The sequence below is a fragment of the Streptomyces sp. NPDC046821 genome (assembly GCF_040645335.1).
Lineage (GTDB): Bacteria > Actinomycetota > Actinomycetes > Streptomycetales > Streptomycetaceae > Streptomyces.
This window is the reverse complement of sequence record NZ_JBEYYB010000022.1, coordinates 74101-92083: the sequence shown is the minus strand read 5'-3', so window position 1 is coordinate 92083 and position 17983 is coordinate 74101. Positions and strand designations below refer to the sequence as shown.

16 protein-coding genes are annotated in these 17983 nt (G+C 72.3%); 6 read left to right on the top strand and 10 right to left on the bottom strand.

The window, feature by feature from the left end; translation table 11 throughout:
* Nucleotides 1-17: 17 nt before the first annotated feature.
* From ABZ893_RS33805 to ABZ893_RS33790, 4 genes are all read right to left on the bottom strand, one after another.
* Nucleotides 18-1631, bottom strand: coding sequence for an adenosine deaminase (locus ABZ893_RS33805; protein WP_361411728.1), 1614 nt, complete (start codon nucleotides 1629-1631; stop codon nucleotides 18-20).
* A 149-nt stretch (nucleotides 1632-1780) separates the two neighbouring features.
* A complete protein-coding gene (locus tag ABZ893_RS33800) occupies nucleotides 1781-2950 on the bottom strand; it encodes an FAD-dependent oxidoreductase (protein ID WP_361411726.1) in 1170 nt (389 codons plus the stop codon).
* Nucleotides 2947-4386 carry a sodium:solute symporter family protein gene (locus tag ABZ893_RS33795; protein ID WP_361411724.1) on the bottom strand — a complete coding sequence of 480 codons (1440 nt, stop codon included), beginning with the start codon at nucleotides 4384-4386 and terminating at the stop codon, nucleotides 2947-2949. Before ABZ893_RS33795 ends, ABZ893_RS33800 begins: the two co-directional genes overlap by 4 nt.
* Before the next feature lie 234 nt (nucleotides 4387-4620).
* Nucleotides 4621-5343: a GntR family transcriptional regulator gene (locus ABZ893_RS33790; RefSeq protein ID WP_361411722.1), complete on the bottom strand. Its 723-nt coding sequence runs from the start codon at nucleotides 5341-5343 to the stop codon at nucleotides 4621-4623.
* A gap of 191 nt (nucleotides 5344-5534) precedes the next feature.
* Between ABZ893_RS33790 and purB the strand changes: the two genes are divergently transcribed.
* Nucleotides 5535-6977 carry an adenylosuccinate lyase gene (gene purB / locus ABZ893_RS33785; RefSeq protein WP_361411720.1) on the top strand — a complete coding sequence of 481 codons (1443 nt, stop codon included), beginning with the start codon at nucleotides 5535-5537 and terminating at the stop codon, nucleotides 6975-6977.
* A gap of 20 nt (nucleotides 6978-6997) precedes the next feature.
* Nucleotides 6998-7531 (top strand): G/U mismatch-specific DNA glycosylase, encoded by a 534-nt coding sequence (gene mug / locus ABZ893_RS33780; RefSeq protein ID WP_361411718.1) that lies wholly within the window; start codon nucleotides 6998-7000, stop codon nucleotides 7529-7531.
* A gap of 775 nt (nucleotides 7532-8306) precedes the next feature.
* Here mug and ABZ893_RS33775 read toward each other — a convergent pair.
* From ABZ893_RS33775 to ABZ893_RS33760, 4 genes are all read right to left on the bottom strand, one after another.
* Complete coding sequence (locus tag ABZ893_RS33775) at nucleotides 8307-9113, bottom strand: SAM-dependent methyltransferase (protein WP_361411716.1); 807 nt, start codon at nucleotides 9111-9113, stop codon at nucleotides 8307-8309.
* An 81-nt stretch (nucleotides 9114-9194) separates the two neighbouring features.
* Nucleotides 9195-9635, bottom strand: coding sequence for a hypothetical protein (locus ABZ893_RS33770; protein ID WP_361411714.1), 441 nt, complete (start codon nucleotides 9633-9635; stop codon nucleotides 9195-9197).
* A gap of 79 nt (nucleotides 9636-9714) precedes the next feature.
* Nucleotides 9715-10455, bottom strand: coding sequence for an ABC transporter permease (locus tag ABZ893_RS33765; RefSeq protein WP_361411712.1), 741 nt, complete (start codon nucleotides 10453-10455; stop codon nucleotides 9715-9717).
* Nucleotides 10456-10457: 2 nt separating this feature from the next.
* Complete coding sequence (locus tag ABZ893_RS33760; RefSeq protein WP_361411710.1) at nucleotides 10458-11390, bottom strand: ATP-binding cassette domain-containing protein; 933 nt, start codon at nucleotides 11388-11390, stop codon at nucleotides 10458-10460.
* Between the two features lie 107 nt (nucleotides 11391-11497).
* On the opposite strand from ABZ893_RS33760, the gene ABZ893_RS33755 reads away from it, so the two are divergent.
* From ABZ893_RS33755 to ABZ893_RS33745, 3 genes are all read left to right on the top strand, one after another.
* Nucleotides 11498-12715: a histidine kinase gene (locus tag ABZ893_RS33755; RefSeq protein WP_361411708.1), complete on the top strand. Its 1218-nt coding sequence runs from the start codon at nucleotides 11498-11500 to the stop codon at nucleotides 12713-12715.
* Between the two features lie 164 nt (nucleotides 12716-12879).
* Complete coding sequence (locus ABZ893_RS33750; protein ID WP_361411706.1) at nucleotides 12880-13530, top strand: response regulator transcription factor; 651 nt, start codon at nucleotides 12880-12882, stop codon at nucleotides 13528-13530.
* A gap of 94 nt (nucleotides 13531-13624) precedes the next feature.
* Nucleotides 13625-14782: an ROK family transcriptional regulator gene (locus tag ABZ893_RS33745; protein ID WP_361411704.1), complete on the top strand. Its 1158-nt coding sequence runs from the start codon at nucleotides 13625-13627 to the stop codon at nucleotides 14780-14782.
* Nucleotides 14783-14835: 53 nt separating this feature from the next.
* Here the strand turns inward: ABZ893_RS33745 and ABZ893_RS33740 are convergent, their stop codons facing one another.
* Both ABZ893_RS33740 and sigJ read right to left on the bottom strand, forming a co-directional pair.
* A complete protein-coding gene (locus ABZ893_RS33740; RefSeq protein ID WP_361411702.1) occupies nucleotides 14836-15603 on the bottom strand; it encodes a GntR family transcriptional regulator in 768 nt (255 codons plus the stop codon).
* 344 nt (nucleotides 15604-15947) lie between these two features.
* The gene (gene sigJ / locus ABZ893_RS33735; protein ID WP_361411700.1) at nucleotides 15948-16823 is read right to left on the bottom strand and encodes an RNA polymerase sigma factor SigJ; all 876 of its coding nucleotides are present in this window, start codon (nucleotides 16821-16823) and stop codon (nucleotides 15948-15950) included.
* Between the two features lie 163 nt (nucleotides 16824-16986).
* Between sigJ and ABZ893_RS33730 the strand changes: the two genes are divergently transcribed.
* Nucleotides 16987-17817 (top strand): alpha/beta fold hydrolase, encoded by an 831-nt coding sequence (locus ABZ893_RS33730; RefSeq protein ID WP_361411698.1) that lies wholly within the window; start codon nucleotides 16987-16989, stop codon nucleotides 17815-17817.
* Nucleotides 17818-17983 lie beyond the last annotated feature (166 nt).

Genomic DNA, 17983 nt, shown 5'->3' with positions numbered 1-17983 from the left:
CAGCTTCCCCTCCCCCGTCATGGACGTCGACGAAGGGTACGAGGCGTATCTGCGCGAGCTGCGCCGGCGGGCCCCGAAGTTCGCCAGGACGACGCCTTCGCGTTGTCGGCGAGCAGGGCGCGGCAGGAGCGCTTCAGCACCGGCAGACCCGGGCGCTGGCCCTCGCAGGCCGGGACCATGCGGTAGCCGCCGGTCGTCGGGTTCCCGCGCCACAGGCTCTCGCCCGGCAGGAACGCGTACTCCAGCGAGGCACGGGCCAGGTCCTTCAGCACCGGGTACGACAGACCGTAGGTCTTCGCGGCGTACTGGTACTCGTGCGTGATGTCGATGCGGGACACGCCCTCGTCGTCAGTGGCGAGGACGACCGGCACGCCGTACGCGCGGTACGTGTTGAAGGGGTGCTCGGCGCCCTTGACCCCGAGGATCTGGGCGTTGCTGGTGAAGGGGACCTCCACGGCCGTCTCGCGCGCCGCCATCCGGCGCGCGGTCCGCTGCCAGTTGTCCTCGTGGACCAGGTCGACGCCGTGGCCGATGCGGTCGGCGCGGGCGACGTCCACGGCCTCCTGGATGTGGAACTTCAGGTCCGCGGGCTTCACGAGCCCTGGCCACAACTCGCCCGCGTGCAGGGTGACATGGGCCTTCGGGTACACGCCGCGCAGGTACTGCAGCATCCGCATCTGGAGGCTGTAGTTCTGCAGGGAGCTGTCCCAGTCCTCCGGCTGGACGAGGTTGACGGCGACGAACCGGCCGTCGCGCTCGGACAGGCGCATCCCGAGCGCCATCTGGGTGAAAACCCGCTCGGGTGAACTGCCGCGCGACACCTGGGAGATCCAGCGCACGGTGAGCGCGCAGCCGGGGCCGGCCTTGTGCGTGCCGCAGTGCTCGGTGGCGCGGAACTCGGCGTCGCCGTCGTCGGCCTCCTTCTTGGCGTCGGCGACGAGCGCGTCGAGCCGGCCGCCGGCCACGAGCTTGCGGTGCAGGGCGGCCAGGTCGGGGTCCCAGCCCACCTCGCCCGCGAGCTTCTTCGCCCCGTCGGAGGCGGGGCTGATCATGGTCTCCAGATAGAACTGGTTCTGCCGTACGGCGTTGTCGGCGACCTGGGACAGCAGCTTGCCGCGGTTGCGCCAGGTGACCTCGCCGAACTTGCCGAAGGTGTCGAAGAAGTGGTCATGGCCGTTCTGGCCCGCCGGGAAGTCCTGCATGGACCAGGCGCGCACGATCGCGTCGTGGAAGGCGCGGTCGGTACGGGCGTCCGCGGCCGGTCGCGCGCCGGCCGGACAGGGCGCCGGGACGGCGGTCATCGTGGAGTCGATGCAGAGCCCGTCCTCGGCGGCCAGCTCGATCAGGTACTCGGTGGAGACCGCGCCCGACAGGTGGTTGTGCAGGTCACCGCCCTTGGGCATGGCCTGGAAGAAGGCGCGGAGGCGTTCGGGGCTGTTGCGGAGAGAGGCCAGATAGGCGTTCGTGCGCGCCTCGGCGGCGGTCGTCGGCCGCGGCGCGGACTTGGCGGGCTTCGCGCCCACGGGCCGCGCGTCGGCGGGCCCCGCCGTCAGGGGCGAGAGCGCGGTCAGCGCGGCGACGGCTGCCGGAACGGCCCACAGGCGTACGGAACTTCGAGAAGTCAGGTTCACCGGGGCATATTCCTGTCTGCACGCGCCGCCGCCCCGGTCATCCGGCCGTATCCGCCCGGAAACCACTCGACTGGGTGACCTGGACATACGTCAACGGGCCCGCCGGAGCAAGCCCGTTGACGGTCACCCTCAGTACGGCCGGATCCGCCTCATTGCTGACCCGCGAAACGGGCCGGTCGCAGTGTCGGGAGTCCGGTACGCCCGATCAGGCGCCCCGGGCGGAAGTCCGCCAGGAGGTTCTCGGAGCTGCCGGTGAGCAGTTCCTGCGCGGCGAGCCTGCCCAGGAGCGGGCCGAGGGTGATGCCGCTGTGCGTGGCGAGGGTGTACATGCGGCTGCTGTCGCCGAGGAAGCCAGCGACCGTGAGGCCGTCGGCGGGCAGGGCGCGCCGGCCGACACGCAGGGATTCGAGGCGGGCGCCCTCGGTTCCGTCGAGCAGGCCGTTCAGGCGGCGGCAGAGTTCGTCGGCGTGGTGGCCGTCCACGGCGGGCGGCGCGGCCGGGTCGGCGTCCGCGTCCAGGTCCAGGCCCTGCACGATGAGGCGGCCGGCGCCGTCCGGGCGGACGTTGAGCCTCGGTGTGGTCAGGACGCGGTCGAGGCGGGTCGGGAGCGGGTTGGTGTAGCCGAGCAGGCCCACGGTGGCGCTGCCCGCGGCGTCGGGGTCGGCCATCGGGACGCGGTGGCCGGCGGCCGCGGTGAGCCCTTCGGTCCAGCGGCCGGCGGCGATCACCACGGCGTCGGCCTCGGCGTGGTGGCCGTCGGCCAGTTCGACGCGTACTCCGGTCGCGGTCTCGGTCAGGCCCGTGACCTTGGCCGGGCAGCGCAGCCGGGCGCCGAGATCGCGGGCTTCGCCCCAGAGGCGGGACACGAGCAGGGCGGGGAAGACGTGGCCTTCGTCGGGGTAGTGGGCGATGCGCTCGACGTGGGACGGGACGCGCAGGTCGGGGACGAGTTCGCGGGCCTGCTTCGGGGTGATCCAGCGGACGGGGTAGGAGCGGGCGAGGAGTTCGTCGACGGAGGCTGCCAGGTGCTCGTCGGCCGCCGCGTCGTCGGCCCACTCCAGGTTCCCGTTGCGTACGAGCCAGGCGGGGGCGTCGCCGGGCTGCTGCGCGAGGGCCGCGTGTTCGGCCATCCCGGCGGCGTTGAGGTCGTGGTAGGAGCGCGGGTTCTTGTTGTGCGAGTTGGTCCAGGCGAAGGACGTACTGGTGGTGCCCGCCGTGGCGAAGTGCTGTTCGTAGACGGTCACTTCGGCGCCCATGAGGGCGAGAGAGCGGGCGGCACCGGCGCCCAGTACGCCGAGTCCGATCACGGCGATCTTCATGCGTTGCTCACAACCTTCTGCGGGGTGGCGGGGGTGCGCTTCTCGGAGGTCGCCGCGGTCAGCACGAGCAGGACGACGGCGGAGGTGGCGATGCCGTACACCGCGTACGGGACGGTGGTGCCGAGGAGTTGGGCGGCGCCGCAGCCGACGAGGCCGGCGACCATGGAGCCGATGGCGGCGACGGGCTTGAGCTGACGGCGGCGGTGCAGGGCGTAGCCGAGGAAGATGGGTGCGGCGAGCGCGGCCGCCGAGTAGGCGTAGGTGGCGACGAGCCAGGCCAGGGCGGCGGGGAAGGCGATCGCGAGCATCGCTCCGAGGGCCGCGACGACGACGGTGATGATTCGCGAGAGGGCGACGGTACGACGTTCGCCCGCGTCCTTGCCGCCGATGTTCTGGTAGACGTCGCGGGTCAGCGTGGCGACGGTGGACTGCAGGGCGGCGCCACTGGTGGCGACGATGGTGGCGACCAGGAACGCGGCGAAGGCGATCAGCATCCAGGACGGGAGCTGGGTGAGCAGCCAGCCGGCGGCGTCCTCTGGGTTGGTGAGGTTCGGGTTCATGGAGCGCACGGTGAGACCGATGCAGCCGGCGTAGACGCCGCTGACGAGCATCGTGGCGCCGGAGAAGGCGAGGCCCTTGCGGGCGTCGGAGACCTTCTTGGTGGCGAACACGCGCTGATAGTAGAGCTGGTTGGTGAGGGTGCCGGGGATGATCGCGGCGACCCACAGCCACGCCTGCTGCCAGCCCACGGCGGTGAATCCCTCGGCGCTCCACAGCTTCGCGGGGACGGTCTTGGTGATGTGGTCCCAGCCGCCGGCCAGGTGGATGCCGTAGAACGCCACGGCGAGCGCCATCGCGATCTTGAAGATGCCGAACACGAAGTCCGCCCAGGCCACCGAGGTCAGTCCGCCGGGCAGGACGAAGGTGAGCGAGGCGACCGTGATGACCGCGACGAGCACCGGCGTCGATATGCCGGTCAGCTGGCCGAAGAGCTTGGCGAAGGCCACGAACTGGGTGACGATCCAGCCGAACGGGACGACGAGCGCGGCAAGCGCGGCGATGCTGGTGACCAGTCTGTGCTGCCCGAACAGGCGGGTGACGACGTCGGGGACGGTCGTGAAGCTCTGCTCGCGGAGCCATCTGGCGATGAGGGTCAGCAGCAGGAAGCCGACCAGCACGCAGCCCTCGTAGATGAAGACGGACCAGCCCGACTGGTAGCCGATTCCGACGTGGGCGATGAGGACGCCGCCGCCCGCCGCGGCGGCGAACTGGGTGATGACGACGACGAAGAGCGGAAGGGATTCGCCGGCGGAGAGCCAGTCACGGGATGTCTTGGCGCGGCGTCCGAAGTAGAGGGACATCGCCGCGCCCCAGCCGATCACCAGCAGACTGGCGATGCTGATGCCGATGACCTGTCCGGTTGAACCTGTGTTCATGAGGTACCTCCGGCTGCCGGATACCGCTGAGGCGCGGTCCGGCCCGTGTGTGGGTGAGGGCGTCCCGGTGCTCCGCGCAGGGGAGAACGGTGCCGAGCGCGGCGGAGCCCGGGAGGGGGACGGTGGAGCGGTGCCCGGGATTTTGGGCATGACGGCGCGGCGCATTGCGGCGCAGGACATCGCCGCGGTGAGCGGTCGTCGGCCGGGGGCTTGGGAGGGGTGTTGCGTGTTGCTCTACGAGTCCGTAGGGGGCTGCACGGTCTGTTCGAGGTAGAACTCGACGAGGTCGGGGCGGCTGATGTCCCAGCGGGCCTCGGCGAGCCGGCCGTCCGTCAGCCAGGTCAGCCGTCGCAGCCGGATCACGGCCTGGCCCTCGGGCACGCGCAGCCGGGCCGCGGTCGCCGCGTCGAGCGCGATCGGGTCGATGTAGACGCGGGACTTGGCCGCGGGGACGCCGGTGCGGGCGAAGTAGTCGTGCGTCGTCAGGTGGGTGAGGTCCTCCTCCTGGAGTCGTGGTGCCAGGGCGAACGGGACGGCGGACAGCTCGACGCCGATCACGTGCTCGTCGAGGTCGTACTTGAGGCGCCGGAGCCGGTGTACGGGGGTGTCGTCGGCTACGCCGGGCATGGCGACGCCGGCGTCACGGGCCGGGACGACCATCGCCGACTCGACCGCGTGCCGGCCCGGGATCTCCGGGCCGCGCAGTGCCGGGTTGACGCAGCGCAGCAGGTTCTCCTGCCGGGCCCCGTCGGTGACGAAGGTGCCGCGCCGGCGGTGCCGCTCGACCATTCCGGCCTGCGCCAGCTCGGTCAGCACGCGCTGGGCGGTCGCCCTGCCCACCGCGTACTGCTGCTGCAGCTCGGCCTCGGTGGGAAGCCGGCTGCCGGGAGGGAGAGCTCCGGAGCGGATCTGTTGCTCGAACTCGTTCCGGATGCGCAGGTACGCCGGGACCGCCATGGCCAGAAATCTAGGGGCTCATAATTGACCGGTCAATACCCGTTTTTACCAGTCAATTCAAGCGACGTTCATGGGAGCGGCGGGCCGGGACGGCTCCGCCGACCTGCCCGGAAAGCGGCCTCTGACCTGTAGGTTCCTCCAGGAGATGGCTGGTTCGGAGCCTGTAGGGACGCCCGGTAAACTCCGTACACGTGACTGCTGCGCCTGCAAAGCCCCGTATCCCGAACGTTCTCGCCGGACGCTATGCCTCCGCCGAGCTCGCCACTGTCTGGTCCCCCGAGCAGAAGGTGAAGCTGGAGCGTCAGCTCTGGCTCGCCGTGCTGCGCGCGCAGAAGGACCTCGGGATCGAGGTGCCGGACGCCGCGCTCACCGACTACGAGCGAGTCCTCGACCAGGTCGACCTGGCCTCCATCGCCGAGCGCGAGAAGGTCACGCGCCATGACGTGAAGGCCCGTATCGAGGAGTTCAACGCCCTCGCCGGCCACGAGCAGGTCCACAAGGGCATGACGTCCCGCGACCTGACGGAGAACGTCGAGCAGCTCCAGATCCGGCTCTCCCTGGAGCTCGTGCGCGACCGTACCGTCGCCGTCCTGGCGCGCCTGGGCAAGCTGTCCGGCGAGTACGCCGAGCTGGTCATGGCGGGCCGCTCGCACAACGTCGCGGCGCAGGCCACGACCCTCGGCAAGCGCTTCGCGACGGCCACCGACGAGCTACTCGTCGCGTACGCCCGCGTCGAGGAGCTGCTGAACCGCTACCCGCTGCGCGGCATCAAGGGCCCGGTCGGCACCGCCCAGGACATGCTCGACCTGCTCGGCGGCGACGCCGCGAAGCTGGACGAGCTGGAGCAGCGCATCGCCGGTCACCTGGGCTTCTCTCAGGCCTTCACGTCGGTCGGCCAGGTCTACCCGCGCTCCCTGGACTACGAGGTCGTCACCGCCCTCGTGCAGCTCGCGGCCTCGCCGTCCTCGACCGCCAAGACGATCCGTCTGATGGCCGGGCACGAGCTGGTCACCGAGGGCTTCAAGCCGGGCCAGGTCGGCTCGTCCGCGATGCCGCACAAGATGAACACCCGCTCCTGCGAGCGCGTCAACGGCCTCATGGTGATCCTGCGCGGCTACGCGTCGATGACCGGCGAGCTGGCCGGCGACCAGTGGAACGAGGGCGACGTGTCCTGCTCCGTGGTGCGCCGCGTCGCCCTGCCGGACGCGTTCTTCGCGCTCGACGGGCTCCTGGAGACGTTCCTGACGGTGCTCGACGAGTTCGGCGCGTTCCCGGCCGTCGTCGCGCGTGAGCTGGACCGTTACCTGCCGTTCCTCGCCACGACGAAGGTTCTGATGGCGTCGGTGCGGGCGGGCGTCGGCCGCGAGGAGGCCCACGAGGCCATCAAGGAGAACGCCGTCGCGTCGGCCCTCGCCATGCGCGAGCAGGGCGCCGAGCGCAACGAGCTGCTCGACAAGCTCGCCGCCGACTCCCGGATCCCGCTGGACCGTGCCGGTCTCGACGAGCTGATGGCCGACAAGCTGTCGTTCACGGGTGCCGCGAGCGCCCAGGTCGCCGCCGTCGTCGCGCGCGTCGAGGAGATCGTCAAGCAGCACCCCGAGGCCGCCGGCTACACGCCCGGAGCGATCCTCTGACCCGGTTCACCGCCGCGGAAATGGAGGCCGCCCGCGATCGCATCGTCCCCGATGTGGCCGCGGACGGCCTCTCCGTGCTTTTCTGCGGCATCAACCCGGGCCTGATGACGGCGGCCACGGGCCACCACTTCGCCCGCCCCGGCAACCGCTTCTGGCCGGTGCTCCACCTCTCGGGCTTCACACCCCGCCGGCTCGCCCCGGCCGAGCAGGAGGAACTCCTCTCGTACGGCCTCGGCATCACGAACGTCGTCGCCCGGGCCACGGCACGCGCGGACGAACTGAGCACGCAGGAGTACCGGGACGGCGGCCGCCTCCTGACGGCCAAGGTGGAGCGACTGCGGCCACGCTGGCTCGCGGTGGTCGGAGTGACGGCATACAGGTCGGCCTTCCGCGAACCCAAGGCGCAGATCGGCCCGCAGGAGCGCATGATCGGCAGCACGCGCGTGTGGGCGCTGCCCAACCCCAGCGGCCTGAACGCGCATTGGACGGCGGAGACGATGGCGGAGGAGTACGGGCGCCTGCGGGCCGCGGCCTCGGAGGGTGACGGGGCGTAGGGGGTGGGGGTGAGCCGGCGCCACGGGGCTGAGCCGTGTCGGGGGCAGGCCCGGCGTGACGGTCGGCCGGGGCGAGAACGAGCCTGGCGGGGTTGCCCCGGGGCGAGAGCGAGCCTGACGGGGCCGGCCCCGGGGCGGGAAGGCTCAGCGCCGGGCCCGCCCCAAGGCGAGGGCGATCCCGCCACAGTGGGGCTGACCCGGCGGGACCGGGATCGTCGCACCGGGGGTGCCCAGGAGCCGCGGGGCTGAGCCGAGATGGGAACAGGCCCGGCGCGGCGAATTAGCCCCGGGCGGGAACAAACTCGGCGCGGCGAAGCTCACCCCCGGGACGCGAACAGGGCCGGATGCGACGGGGCCAAGCCAGAACGGGCACCAGCCCGACGCGGCGGAGGCCGACCCCACCCCAGGCGGGAAAGCTCGGAGCGGCGAGGCTGGGCCAAGGCGAGAACGAGCCGGGCGCGGCGGGGCTGACCGGGTGGGGCCGGGGTCGCCGCTGCGAGGGTGAGCCGGAGCCGCGAGGCTGAGTCGGGGCGAGAACGAGCCGCGCGCAACAGGGCTGCCCCGGGCGAGAGCAAGCCCAGCGCGAGAGGCCGCCCCCGGGAAGAGCAAGCCCAGCCCGAATGGGCCGACCCGGCGAGACCAGGATCGCCTCAGCGGAGGCTCCCCCGCCGGGGCCCGAGCCGCCACGCGGCCGACCCGTCCGGGCCGACGCACGTGCACCACAGCCCCCGCCCCCACGGTGACCCGGCGCCGCGAACCGACGCCCCGGCGGAGCCTACGGCTTGCGCGCCACCACCCCGTACTGGGCGACCAGCGGTCCCTCCTCCTCGCCCTCCGTGCGCCAGCGGGCGCAGGAGACGAGGCCCGGGTCCAGGATTTCCAGGCCCTCCAGGAAGCCCTCGATCTCGGCGCGGCCGCGCGCGGTGATCGGTGGGGTGGCGTTCTCGTTCCAGAAGCGCATCGCCTCCGCGTTTCCCTCGCCGCCCAGTTCCAGCGTGGGGTGCGTGAGGACGAGGTAGCTGCCGGAGGGCACCGCGTCCATGAGGTGGCGTACGACGGATGTCGCCTCGTCGGTGTCGAGGACGAAGTTCAGGATGCCGAGCATCATGACGGCGATGGGCCGGTCGAGGTCGAGGGTGCCGGCCGCGGCGCGGAGGACGGCCGCGTGGTCGCGCGCGTCGGCGTCCACATAGCTGGTGGCGCCCTCTTCCGTGCTGGTGAGGAGCGCGCGGGCGTGAGTCAGCACGATCGGGTCGCTGTCGACGTAGACCACGCAGGAGTCGGGGGCGATGCGCTGGGCGACCTCGTGCGTGTTGTCCTCCGTGGGCAGGCCCGTACCGATGTCGAGGTACTGGCGGATGCCGGCCTGGCCGGTCAGGTACGTCACGGCGCGGCCGAGGAAGGCCCGGTCGGCGCGGGCGACCTCGCCGATGCTGGGGTACATGGACGTGATGCGGTCGCCCACCTGCTCGTCGACCTCGTAGTGGTCCTTGCCGCCGAGCCAGTAGTTCCACACCCGGGCGTTGTGCGCGATGTGGCGCGCGATCCTGTCTCCCGGCTGCTCTCCGCCGTGCTCGCTCACGTGCTCTCCTCAGCGCTGGTCGTGCCACGATGCAACGTCAAGATCCCATGGTGGCACGGGAGTTGCCGTACGGGAGCGCTCTCAGGGCGGGTCCACGTCCGTGATCGCGGCGACCAGCAGGAACGGCGGGTCCTCGGTGCCGAGCGGGATGCCGAGCGCTATCCACCGGTCCCCCGCCCGCCACAACTGGACGTCCGGCACGTACGCGCTGAGCGCGGCCCAGGGTTCGGGTATGTCCTCGCCTCCCTCGACCGCGCGCAGGCTGACGCTCCACAGGCTGAACCACTGCGGCTGCCCCCAGCGCTCCGTGAAGACCGCGCCAAGGCCGTCCCGCTCGGCGACCGTCTGCTCCTGCGCGCCGGCCGCCTCCGCGGCATCGTCACCCTTGATTCCCTCGCAGGTCACCAACTCCGCTATGTGGTAACCCGGCCCGCCTGCGCCCACGTCCGATCTGCCGTGCTCGGCGGGAAACTCCCGGGAGCGCAGCAGATCGATCGTCGCGAGATGCTGTGCGGTGCTCATGACGTCCAGTAAAGCTTCCCCCACTGACATCTGGCGGGGCGTGAGGCCGATACCCGCCTGCCGTCACGAGCCACCAGCGTCACGCGTCCCTCCGCCGCAACGCCCACCACCCCGCCAGGAGCGCGGCCGCCGCCCACGCCGCCGTGACGGCGAGCCCCGACCACGCCCCGAGCGTGCCCACCGGGTCCTGGTGCAGCACCTGCTGCCCGGCCTTGTCCGGCAGGAACTCGGCGACCGTGCCGGCCATGTCACCGATGATGAACGACACGATCAGGATGAACGGGATGAGCAGGCTCAGCGTGGCCACCGCGCTGCGCAGCACGACCGTGAGCCCGGCGGCGAACAGAGCCATGAGGGCGAGGTAGAGCCCACCCCCGGCGCAGGCGCGCAGGACGCCCGGATCGCCGAGCCCCAGGGCGTGGCGCCCCATGAACACCTGCCCCGAGAAGAACGTGACGAACGACGTGAGCAGGCCCACGGCTACGGCGAGGCCGCCGACGACCGTCATCTTCGCGGTGTAGAAGAGCGTGCGGTCGGGGACCGCGGCCAGGGACACGCGCAGGGCGCCGTTCAGGTACTCGGAGGAGACGGCGGTCGCACCGAAGGCGACGGCCGCGATCTGGCCGAAGCTGAGTGCGGAGAAGGCTCCGAAGAGGAGGTCCGCGCCTTCGTCGCCGGCCTCGTCCTGACCGATCGTGGCGGCGGTGAGGACGCCGACGGCCACGGTCGCGACGAAGACCGCGACGAGCGAGCCGGTACCGGCGCGCACCGACCTCAGCTTGATCCACTCGGAACGCATCACGGCGGTGGTGCTCGGCATCGTCAGACCTCCTGGCGGGCGTGGTCGGCGGTGGCCGCGAACTCGGTGTCGTCCGCGGTGAGGGCGAGATAGGCCTGCTCCAACGAGCCTGTCTCGTCGGCGAGTTCGAGGATCGGGATGCCGTCGGCGGCGGCCAGCGCGCCGATCTCCTCGGCCCGTACGCCGCCGACGGACCAGCGGCCGTCGTCCGTGGCGACCGCCGTGTGCCCCTCGGCGTCGAGCAGGGCGCGCAGGCGTTCCGGGTCGGTGGTGCGGACACGGACGCGCCGTTCGCTGTGCGCCTCGATGAAGTCGCGCATGGGGGTGTCGGCGAGGAGCCGCCCCCGGCCGAGGACGACGAGATGGTCGGCGAATGTGGCGGTCTCGTTCATGAGGTGACTGGAGACGAGGACGGTTCGGCCCTCGCGGGCGAGGCCGCGCATCAGTTCACGGATCCAGATGATGCCCTCCGGGTCGAGGCCGTTCGACGGCTCGTCGAGCATCACGACCTTCGGATCGCCCAGAAGCGCGGCGGCGATCCCGAGGCGCTGGCGCATCCCCAGCGAGAACGTCTTGATCCGGCGCCGTGCGACGGCCGCGATCCCTGCCTGTTCCATGACCTCGTCGACCCGTCGCGCGGGGATACGGCCCGCGGCGGCCAGCGCGAGAAGGTGGTTGCGAGCGGTACGGGAGCCATGGGCGGCCTGCGCGTCGAGGAGCGCGCCGACCTCGCGGAGGGGTTCGGTGAGGGTCGAATAGGGGCGGCCGCCGAGGGTGGCGGCGCCGGACGTCGGGCGGTCGAGGCCGAGGACGAGGCGCATGGTCGTGGACTTGCCGGCGCCGTTCGGGCCGAGGAAGCCGGTGACCCGGCCGGGGCGGACGCTGAAGGTGAGGCCGTCCACCGCGCGGGTCGTGCCGTACTCCTTGGTGAGTTCTTGGACGTCGATGCTGGTCATGGGTCCAGCGTTCCGTGCGTGCCCCTGCCCGGTCCTCCCCCGTGGGTGGAGACCGTCTCCCCCGCGCGGGGGAGCCGTCCGCGTACCCGCGCTGGCACGATGGCGGCATGTCCCGCCTCCTCGCACCGTTCACCCGCGCGGTCACGTACACCCGTTGGCTGCATCTCCTGGTCGGTGTGCTCATCGCCCTGGTGTGCGGGATGGTGTACCCGGGGCTCGTCCGGCCCGGGGTCAGGGAATGGACCCTGATCGTCCTGATCCCGGTCCCACTGCTCGTCGCCACCGCCGTGATTCCCGCGGTGCGCAGGGCGGAGGGGCTTCAGGCCCGGCTGATGCTGTTCCCGGGGGCGCACGCGCGCGTGGAGGGCGATAAGCGGGAAGAGGGCGTCTCCGTCGCACCGTCGGCCTCGTGGCGTGACCGGGGCAGGACGGCGGCCTGGCTGACGCTGCGTCTGTGGGCGGGCTGCGCGGTCGCGTTCGTGACCGTGCAGCTCATCTCGCCCTCCATGCAGCTGGTGGACCTCGCGTTGGGCGGCCGGGGAGAAGGCGCGTCCCTGATCCCCCTCCCGTGGCACGGCTGGCCGTGCGCCTTGCTCGTACCGGTGCCGCTGCTCGTGCTCGTGCACACGGTCGCGCTCGCGGGGCGTCTGATGGCCTCTGCCGCGCTCGGCCTGCTCGGACCGTCCGCCGCGGAGCGGCTTGCCGCGCTCGAGGAGCGCACCGAGCAGCTTCTCGAACGCAACCGCATCGCAAGGGAGTTGCACGACTCGATCGGGCACGCCCTCACGGTCGCCGTCGTGCAGGCCGGTGCCGCGCGGGCGGCGGCCGACCCCGCGTTCACCGACCGCGCCCTGGATGCCATCGAGGAGACCGGCCGGGCGGCGCTCGAAGATCTGGAGCGGGTGCTTCTGGTCCTTCGCGAGTCGGAGCAGCCCGCGAGTCGCCGCCCCACGCTCGCGGAGGCGGACCGACTCCTCGACTCGGCGCGCGCGTCGGGCGCCGAGGTGGACGCCGAGCTCGCGGGCGCCCTCGACACGGTGCCCGGTCCCGTCTCCAGGGAGGGCTACCGCATCCTTCAGGAAGCGCTCACGAATGTGCTGCGGCACTCGGGAACGGTCCCGATCCGCGTGGCCGTCACGGTCGACGCCGCCCAACTCCGGCTCGACGTACGCAATCCGCTGCCTGCGGGCACACCGGTGGACGCACGCTCCGGCGGCAGCGGCCTGCGCGGCATCCGGGAACGGGCGGCGCTGCTTGGAGGGCGGGCACGGACGGGTCCTCATGAGGGCCAGTGGCAGGTACGGGTCGAGCTGCCGCTCGGCTGACCCGCGTACGGGCCGGGCTTGATCCGTGAATGGGCCGGGCTTGCCCCGCGAACGGCCGGGCTTGCCCCGCGAACGGCCGCGCTTGCCCCGCGTACGGGCCGGGCTTGATCCACAAATTGGCGAGGCCCACGCCTCCGTACCCGCCCCTCCTCTACGCTGGCCCGATGCCGCTCACCGTGCTTCTTGTCGATGACGAACCGCTCGTCCGGGCGGGGTTGCGGGCCGTGTTGTCGGCGCAGCCGGACATCGAGGTCGTGGGCGAGGCCGCCGACGGCGCCGCGGTGATCCCGCTCGTACGGCAACTGCGCCCGGACGTCGTCGCCATGGACGTACGGATGCCCCTCCTGGACGGGATCGAGGCCACGCGCGCGGTGCTGCGCGCCATGCCCGAGCCGCCGAAAATCCTCGTGATCACGACGTTCGAGAACGACGAGTACGTGTACGGGGCGCTGCGGGCCGGCGCGGACGGGTTCCTGCTGAAGCGGTCGCGGCCGGCCGAGATCGTGCACGCGGTGCGGCTCGTGGCCTCGGGCGAGTCGCTGCTGTTCCCGGCGGCCGTGCGGCGGCTCGCGGCCGAGTACGGGAACGCGTCGGCGCGTGAGGCGATGGACCGCGCGGCCCTCACCGAGCGGGAGGCGGACGTGCTGCGCCTGATGACGCGCGGGCTGTCGAACGCGGAGATCGCGGAGGGGCTCGTCGTGGGCACGGAGACCGTGAAGTCGCACGTCAGCGCCGTCCTCGCCAAGCTGGGCGCACGCGACCGCACGCAGGCCGTGATCGCCGCGTACGAATCCGGTTTCGTGTCGCCCGGCTGAGCGTGGCGCGGCACAGAAGTGCACCCGCGCTCGCCGGTACCGACGCCTGCGAGTACGATCCGCCCATCACGCGCGCGAGCTGGGAGGACGGACGTTGGGGCGGCTGACCGGCGGGGATCCGTCCCTGCTACGGCGGATCAACTCCGCGGTGGTGCTGCACGCCCTGCGCGCCACAGACCTCGCGACACTCACCGAGATCACCCGGGTGACAGGTCTGTCCCGGCCCACGGTCGAGGGCGTCGTCGAAGGGCTCATCGCAGCGGGACTCGTCGTCGAGACGGCCGTCGACGACAGCGCGACGCGGCGCCAGGGGCGGCCGGCGCGACGGTTCCGGTTCCGGGCGGAGGCCGGTCATCTGCTGGGCCTGGAGATCGGCCCGCACCGCGTGGCCGCCGTCCTGTCGGACCTGGACGGCAAGGTGCTCGGCACGGCGGCGAAGGAGGTCGACGAGACGGCCCCGGCCGACGAGCGGCTCGAACGGCTGCGGACCGCGGTCGCCGACCTGCTGCGCCGCGCGGGCGTCGCCCGGGACTCGCTGCGGGCGGTCGGCGTGGGCACCCCCGGCATCGTGGAGGCCGACGGCACCGTGCGGCTCGGGACGGCGCTCCCGGAGTGGACCGGTCTGCGGCTCGGCGAGCGGCTGCGGCGCTCGTTCAAGTGCCCGGTCCTGGTGGAGAACGACGCGAACGCCGCCGCCGTGGCCGAGCACTGGAAGGGCGCGGCGACCGAGTCGGACGACGTCGTGTTCGTCCTCGCGGGCCTCAGCCCCGGGGCGGGCGCGCTGATCGGCGGCCGGCTGCACCGCGGCTACGGGGGCGCGGCCGGAGAGATCGGGGCGCTGCATCTGCTGGGGCGTGAGGTACGCCCGGAGACGCTGCTGTCGACGACCGGCGAGCCGCTGCATCCGCTCGACGAGCAGGCGGTGGCGGAGGTCTTCGCGCTCGCGCGTGAGGGCGACGAGCGGGCGGGCGCGGCGGTCGACCGGTTCCTCCAGCGCCTGGTGCACGACGTGGCGGCGCTGGTGCTCGCCCTCGATCCCGAAGTGGTCGTCGTGGGCGGCTGGGCGGCCGGTCTGGACGGTGTACTGGAGCCGCTGCGGCGGGAGTTGGCGCGTTACTGCCTGCGTCCGCCGCGCGTGGCACTGTCGATCCTGGGCGAGGCGGCGGTCGCGACGGGGGCGCTGCGGCTGGCGCTCGACCACGTGGAGGAGCAGCTGTTCGCCGTCGAGGGGACGGTCACGGCGCGGCGGTGATCATGGGTGAGGCCCACGGCGGCCGTCGCCGTGGGCCTCACCCATGAACGCGCTCAGGACGCCTGGCGGTCCGGTCCGTGGTGGATCTCGACGCCGCCCGAGTCGCCGAAGGTGAGGCGGCAGGTGTCGGCGCGGTACGTGGCCACGGAGACGGCGGCCGTCTCGCCCTCGCTGAAGAACCGGGTCGTGACGACGAGCATCGGCGCGCCGGGTAGCCGGTCGAGTTCCTTCGCCTCGTCGGCGCGGGCCGAGCCCAGCTCGACGGCCCGGTCCTGGCCCTCGAGCCCGAGCCGCCTCAGCTCCCGCAACACGGCCCGCGCGCGGGCGGGCCCGGAGGGCGCGTCGATGGCGGAGAGTTCGGGCACGGATGACGCCGGTACGTAGAGCAGCTCGGCGGCGATGGGCTGGCCGTGCGAGAGGCGCGTACGGCGGACCCGGTGGACGCGCTCGTCGGGGGCTGTCCCGAGGATCTTGGCCACCGCGGCGGGCGGTACGGCGGGCTCGCTGTCGACGGTCTGCCAGGCGTCTCCGTCGGCCTCACCGGGCCAGTCCTGGTCTTCGGAGGAGGCGACCGCGACGCCCATGCGGGGCGGTGCGACGGTGGTGCCGACGCCGCGGCGGCGCTGGAGCCTGCCTTCGAGTTCGAGCTGCTCGAGGGCCTGGCGGAGCGTGGCACGGGCGACCCCGAAGCGGGCCGCGAGCTCGCGCTCGTTCGGCAGGATCTCGCCCACGGAGAACTCGGAGTCGAGTGCCTCGCTCAGTACGGTCTTGAGGTGCCAGTACTTCGGCTCCGGTGCCGCTTCCAACTGCGTGGTCCCCACCCTGTCCTCCGCAATCACCGTGTCCCGGCTGTGTTCAGCGCCCTTGTTTAGCGCCCTTGTTTATTAAAGGTTCCTGCACTATCTCTGCGAGGGTAGGCCCGGCCCCCGACTTGGTCAAGACCAATCCTCGGGCCGCGCGGGGGCCCGCCGGGGCGTGGCAGCGGAGGGTTCACGGAGGTCCGCCGAGCGTTCACGCGGCGTTGGTGAAACACGGCATTCGTGCGACGCGGTGTTCGTGCGACGCGGTATTCGCGCAACGCGGTATTCGCGCAACGCGGCGAAGCCCCCTCCCTGGCGGGCGGGGGCTTCGACGGGGGCTTCGACGCGGACCGGAGGAAGCGGCGTCAGGCGAGGGACGTGAGCTTGTCCGGGTTGCGCAGGATGTACACGCACTGGATCCGGCCGTCGGCGACCTCGAGCTGGAAGACGCTGTCCGGCTTGTCCCCGGCGAGGAGGAGCACGGCGGGCCCGCCGTTGATCTCCACGAACCGGACGGTGAACTCGTCGCCCTTTCCGGACACGCCGTGCAGGAAGCGGCCCACCTTGTCGGCGGACTCGATGACGCGCAGCGGCGCCTTCGTCTTGCCGCCGCTGTCGCCGACGAGGCGCACGTCGGGTGCGAGGAGTGCCATCAGACCCTCCAGGTCCCCGCCGGTCGCCGCCGCGAGGAAGCGCTCGGTGAGGTCGCGTCGCTCGACCGGGTCCACCTCGTAGCGGGGCCGGCGCTCGTCGACGTGCCGGCGCGCCCGGCCCGCGAGCTGGCGGACGGCGGACTCGCTGCGTTCGAGCGTGGCGGCGATCTCGGCGAACGGGAACCCGAACGCCTCGCGCAGCACGAACACGGCGCGTTCCAGTGGCGAGAGCGACTCCAGGACGACGAGCACGGCGAGCGACACGGAGTCGGCGAGGACGGCGGTCTCCGCGGTGTCGGGCGCGGTCGGCCCGTAGTCGGTGACCAGCGGCTCCGGGAGCCAGGGACCGACGTACGCCTCGCGGCGGGTCTGCGCCTGGCGCAGACGGTCGATGGCGAGGCGCGTGGCGACGCGGACGAGGTACGCGCGCGGTTCGCGCACCTCGTCGCGGTCGGCCTGCGACCAGCGCAGCCACGCGTCCTGCACGACGTCCTCGGCGTCGGCGACCCGGCCCAGCATCCGGTAGACGACGCCCATCAGGACCGGACGGTGTTCTTCGAATTCCTCGATCACGGTGTCGGTTGCCACGCCCCCATCCCAACGGACCCGGCGGCGCCTGTCCAGGAGGATTCGGCCGACGCCACGGGCCGTGCCAGGGCGCCCACTTGAACTGAAGGCTACTGAGCGGTAATTGTTGCTGACAAGCAGTCTAAGAATCCGTCGCGCGGGCGTCGGGGACAGGGAGCGCGACATGGCCGCAGAGGTGTCCTTCAGCATCGAATCCCCCGGTGGCCCCCGCCAGGTGACCATCGCTCACGAACGTGTGGGCAGTGGGGAGCCGCTGCTTCTGCTGCACGGCATCGGCCACCACTGGCAGGCCTGGTCGCCGGTGATTCCGGTGCTGGCCGGCGAGCGCGAGGTCATCGCCGTCGACCTGCCGGGCTTCGGCGCGTCCCCGGCACTCCCCGAGGGTCTGGCGTACGACCTGCCGACCGTGACGTCCGTGCTCGGGGCGCTGTGCGCGACCCTCGGCATCGAGCGGCCGCACGTGGCGGGCAACTCGCTCGGCGGGCTGCTCGCCCTGGAGCTCGGCCGCGAGAAGCTGGTGCGCTCGGTCACCGCACTGTCGCCGGGCGGGTTCTGGTCGGAGGCCGAACGGCGGTACGCGTTCGGCACGCTCCACGCGATGCGGCAGGGGGCCCGCGCGCTGCCGGTCGCGGCGATCGAGCGGCTGTCGCGCTCCGCCGCGGGCCGGGCTGCCCTGACGAGCACCATCTACGCCCGCCCCGGCCGCCGTTCACCCGAGGACGTGGTCGCCGAGACGCTGGCCCTGCGCGAGGCGACCGGGTTCACGCCGACGCTTCAGGCCGGCCGGCACGTGCTGTTCACGGACGACGTCCCGGAGGTGCCCGTCACGGTGGCGTGGGGCACCCGTGACCGGCTGCTCCTGCGGCGCCAGGGCATCCGCGCCAAGCACGCCCTGCCCGGCGCCCGTCTCGTGCGGCTGCCCGGGTGCGGGCATGTGCCCATGAACGACGACCCGGCGCTGGTGTCGCGCGTCATCCTGGACACGAGTCGCTGACGCGGGCATGGGTGGGGCCATACGCGGCTTGCCCCGGCCGGCCCACCCCGCACCGACCCCGTACCGGCCTCGCACCGGCCCCGTGATGGCCAGATCCCGTCCGCGTGCCGGGTTCCCCAACTCCCTGAGACGGTTGTTCACTTGAGGTTCGCGTGCGGGCTGCGGT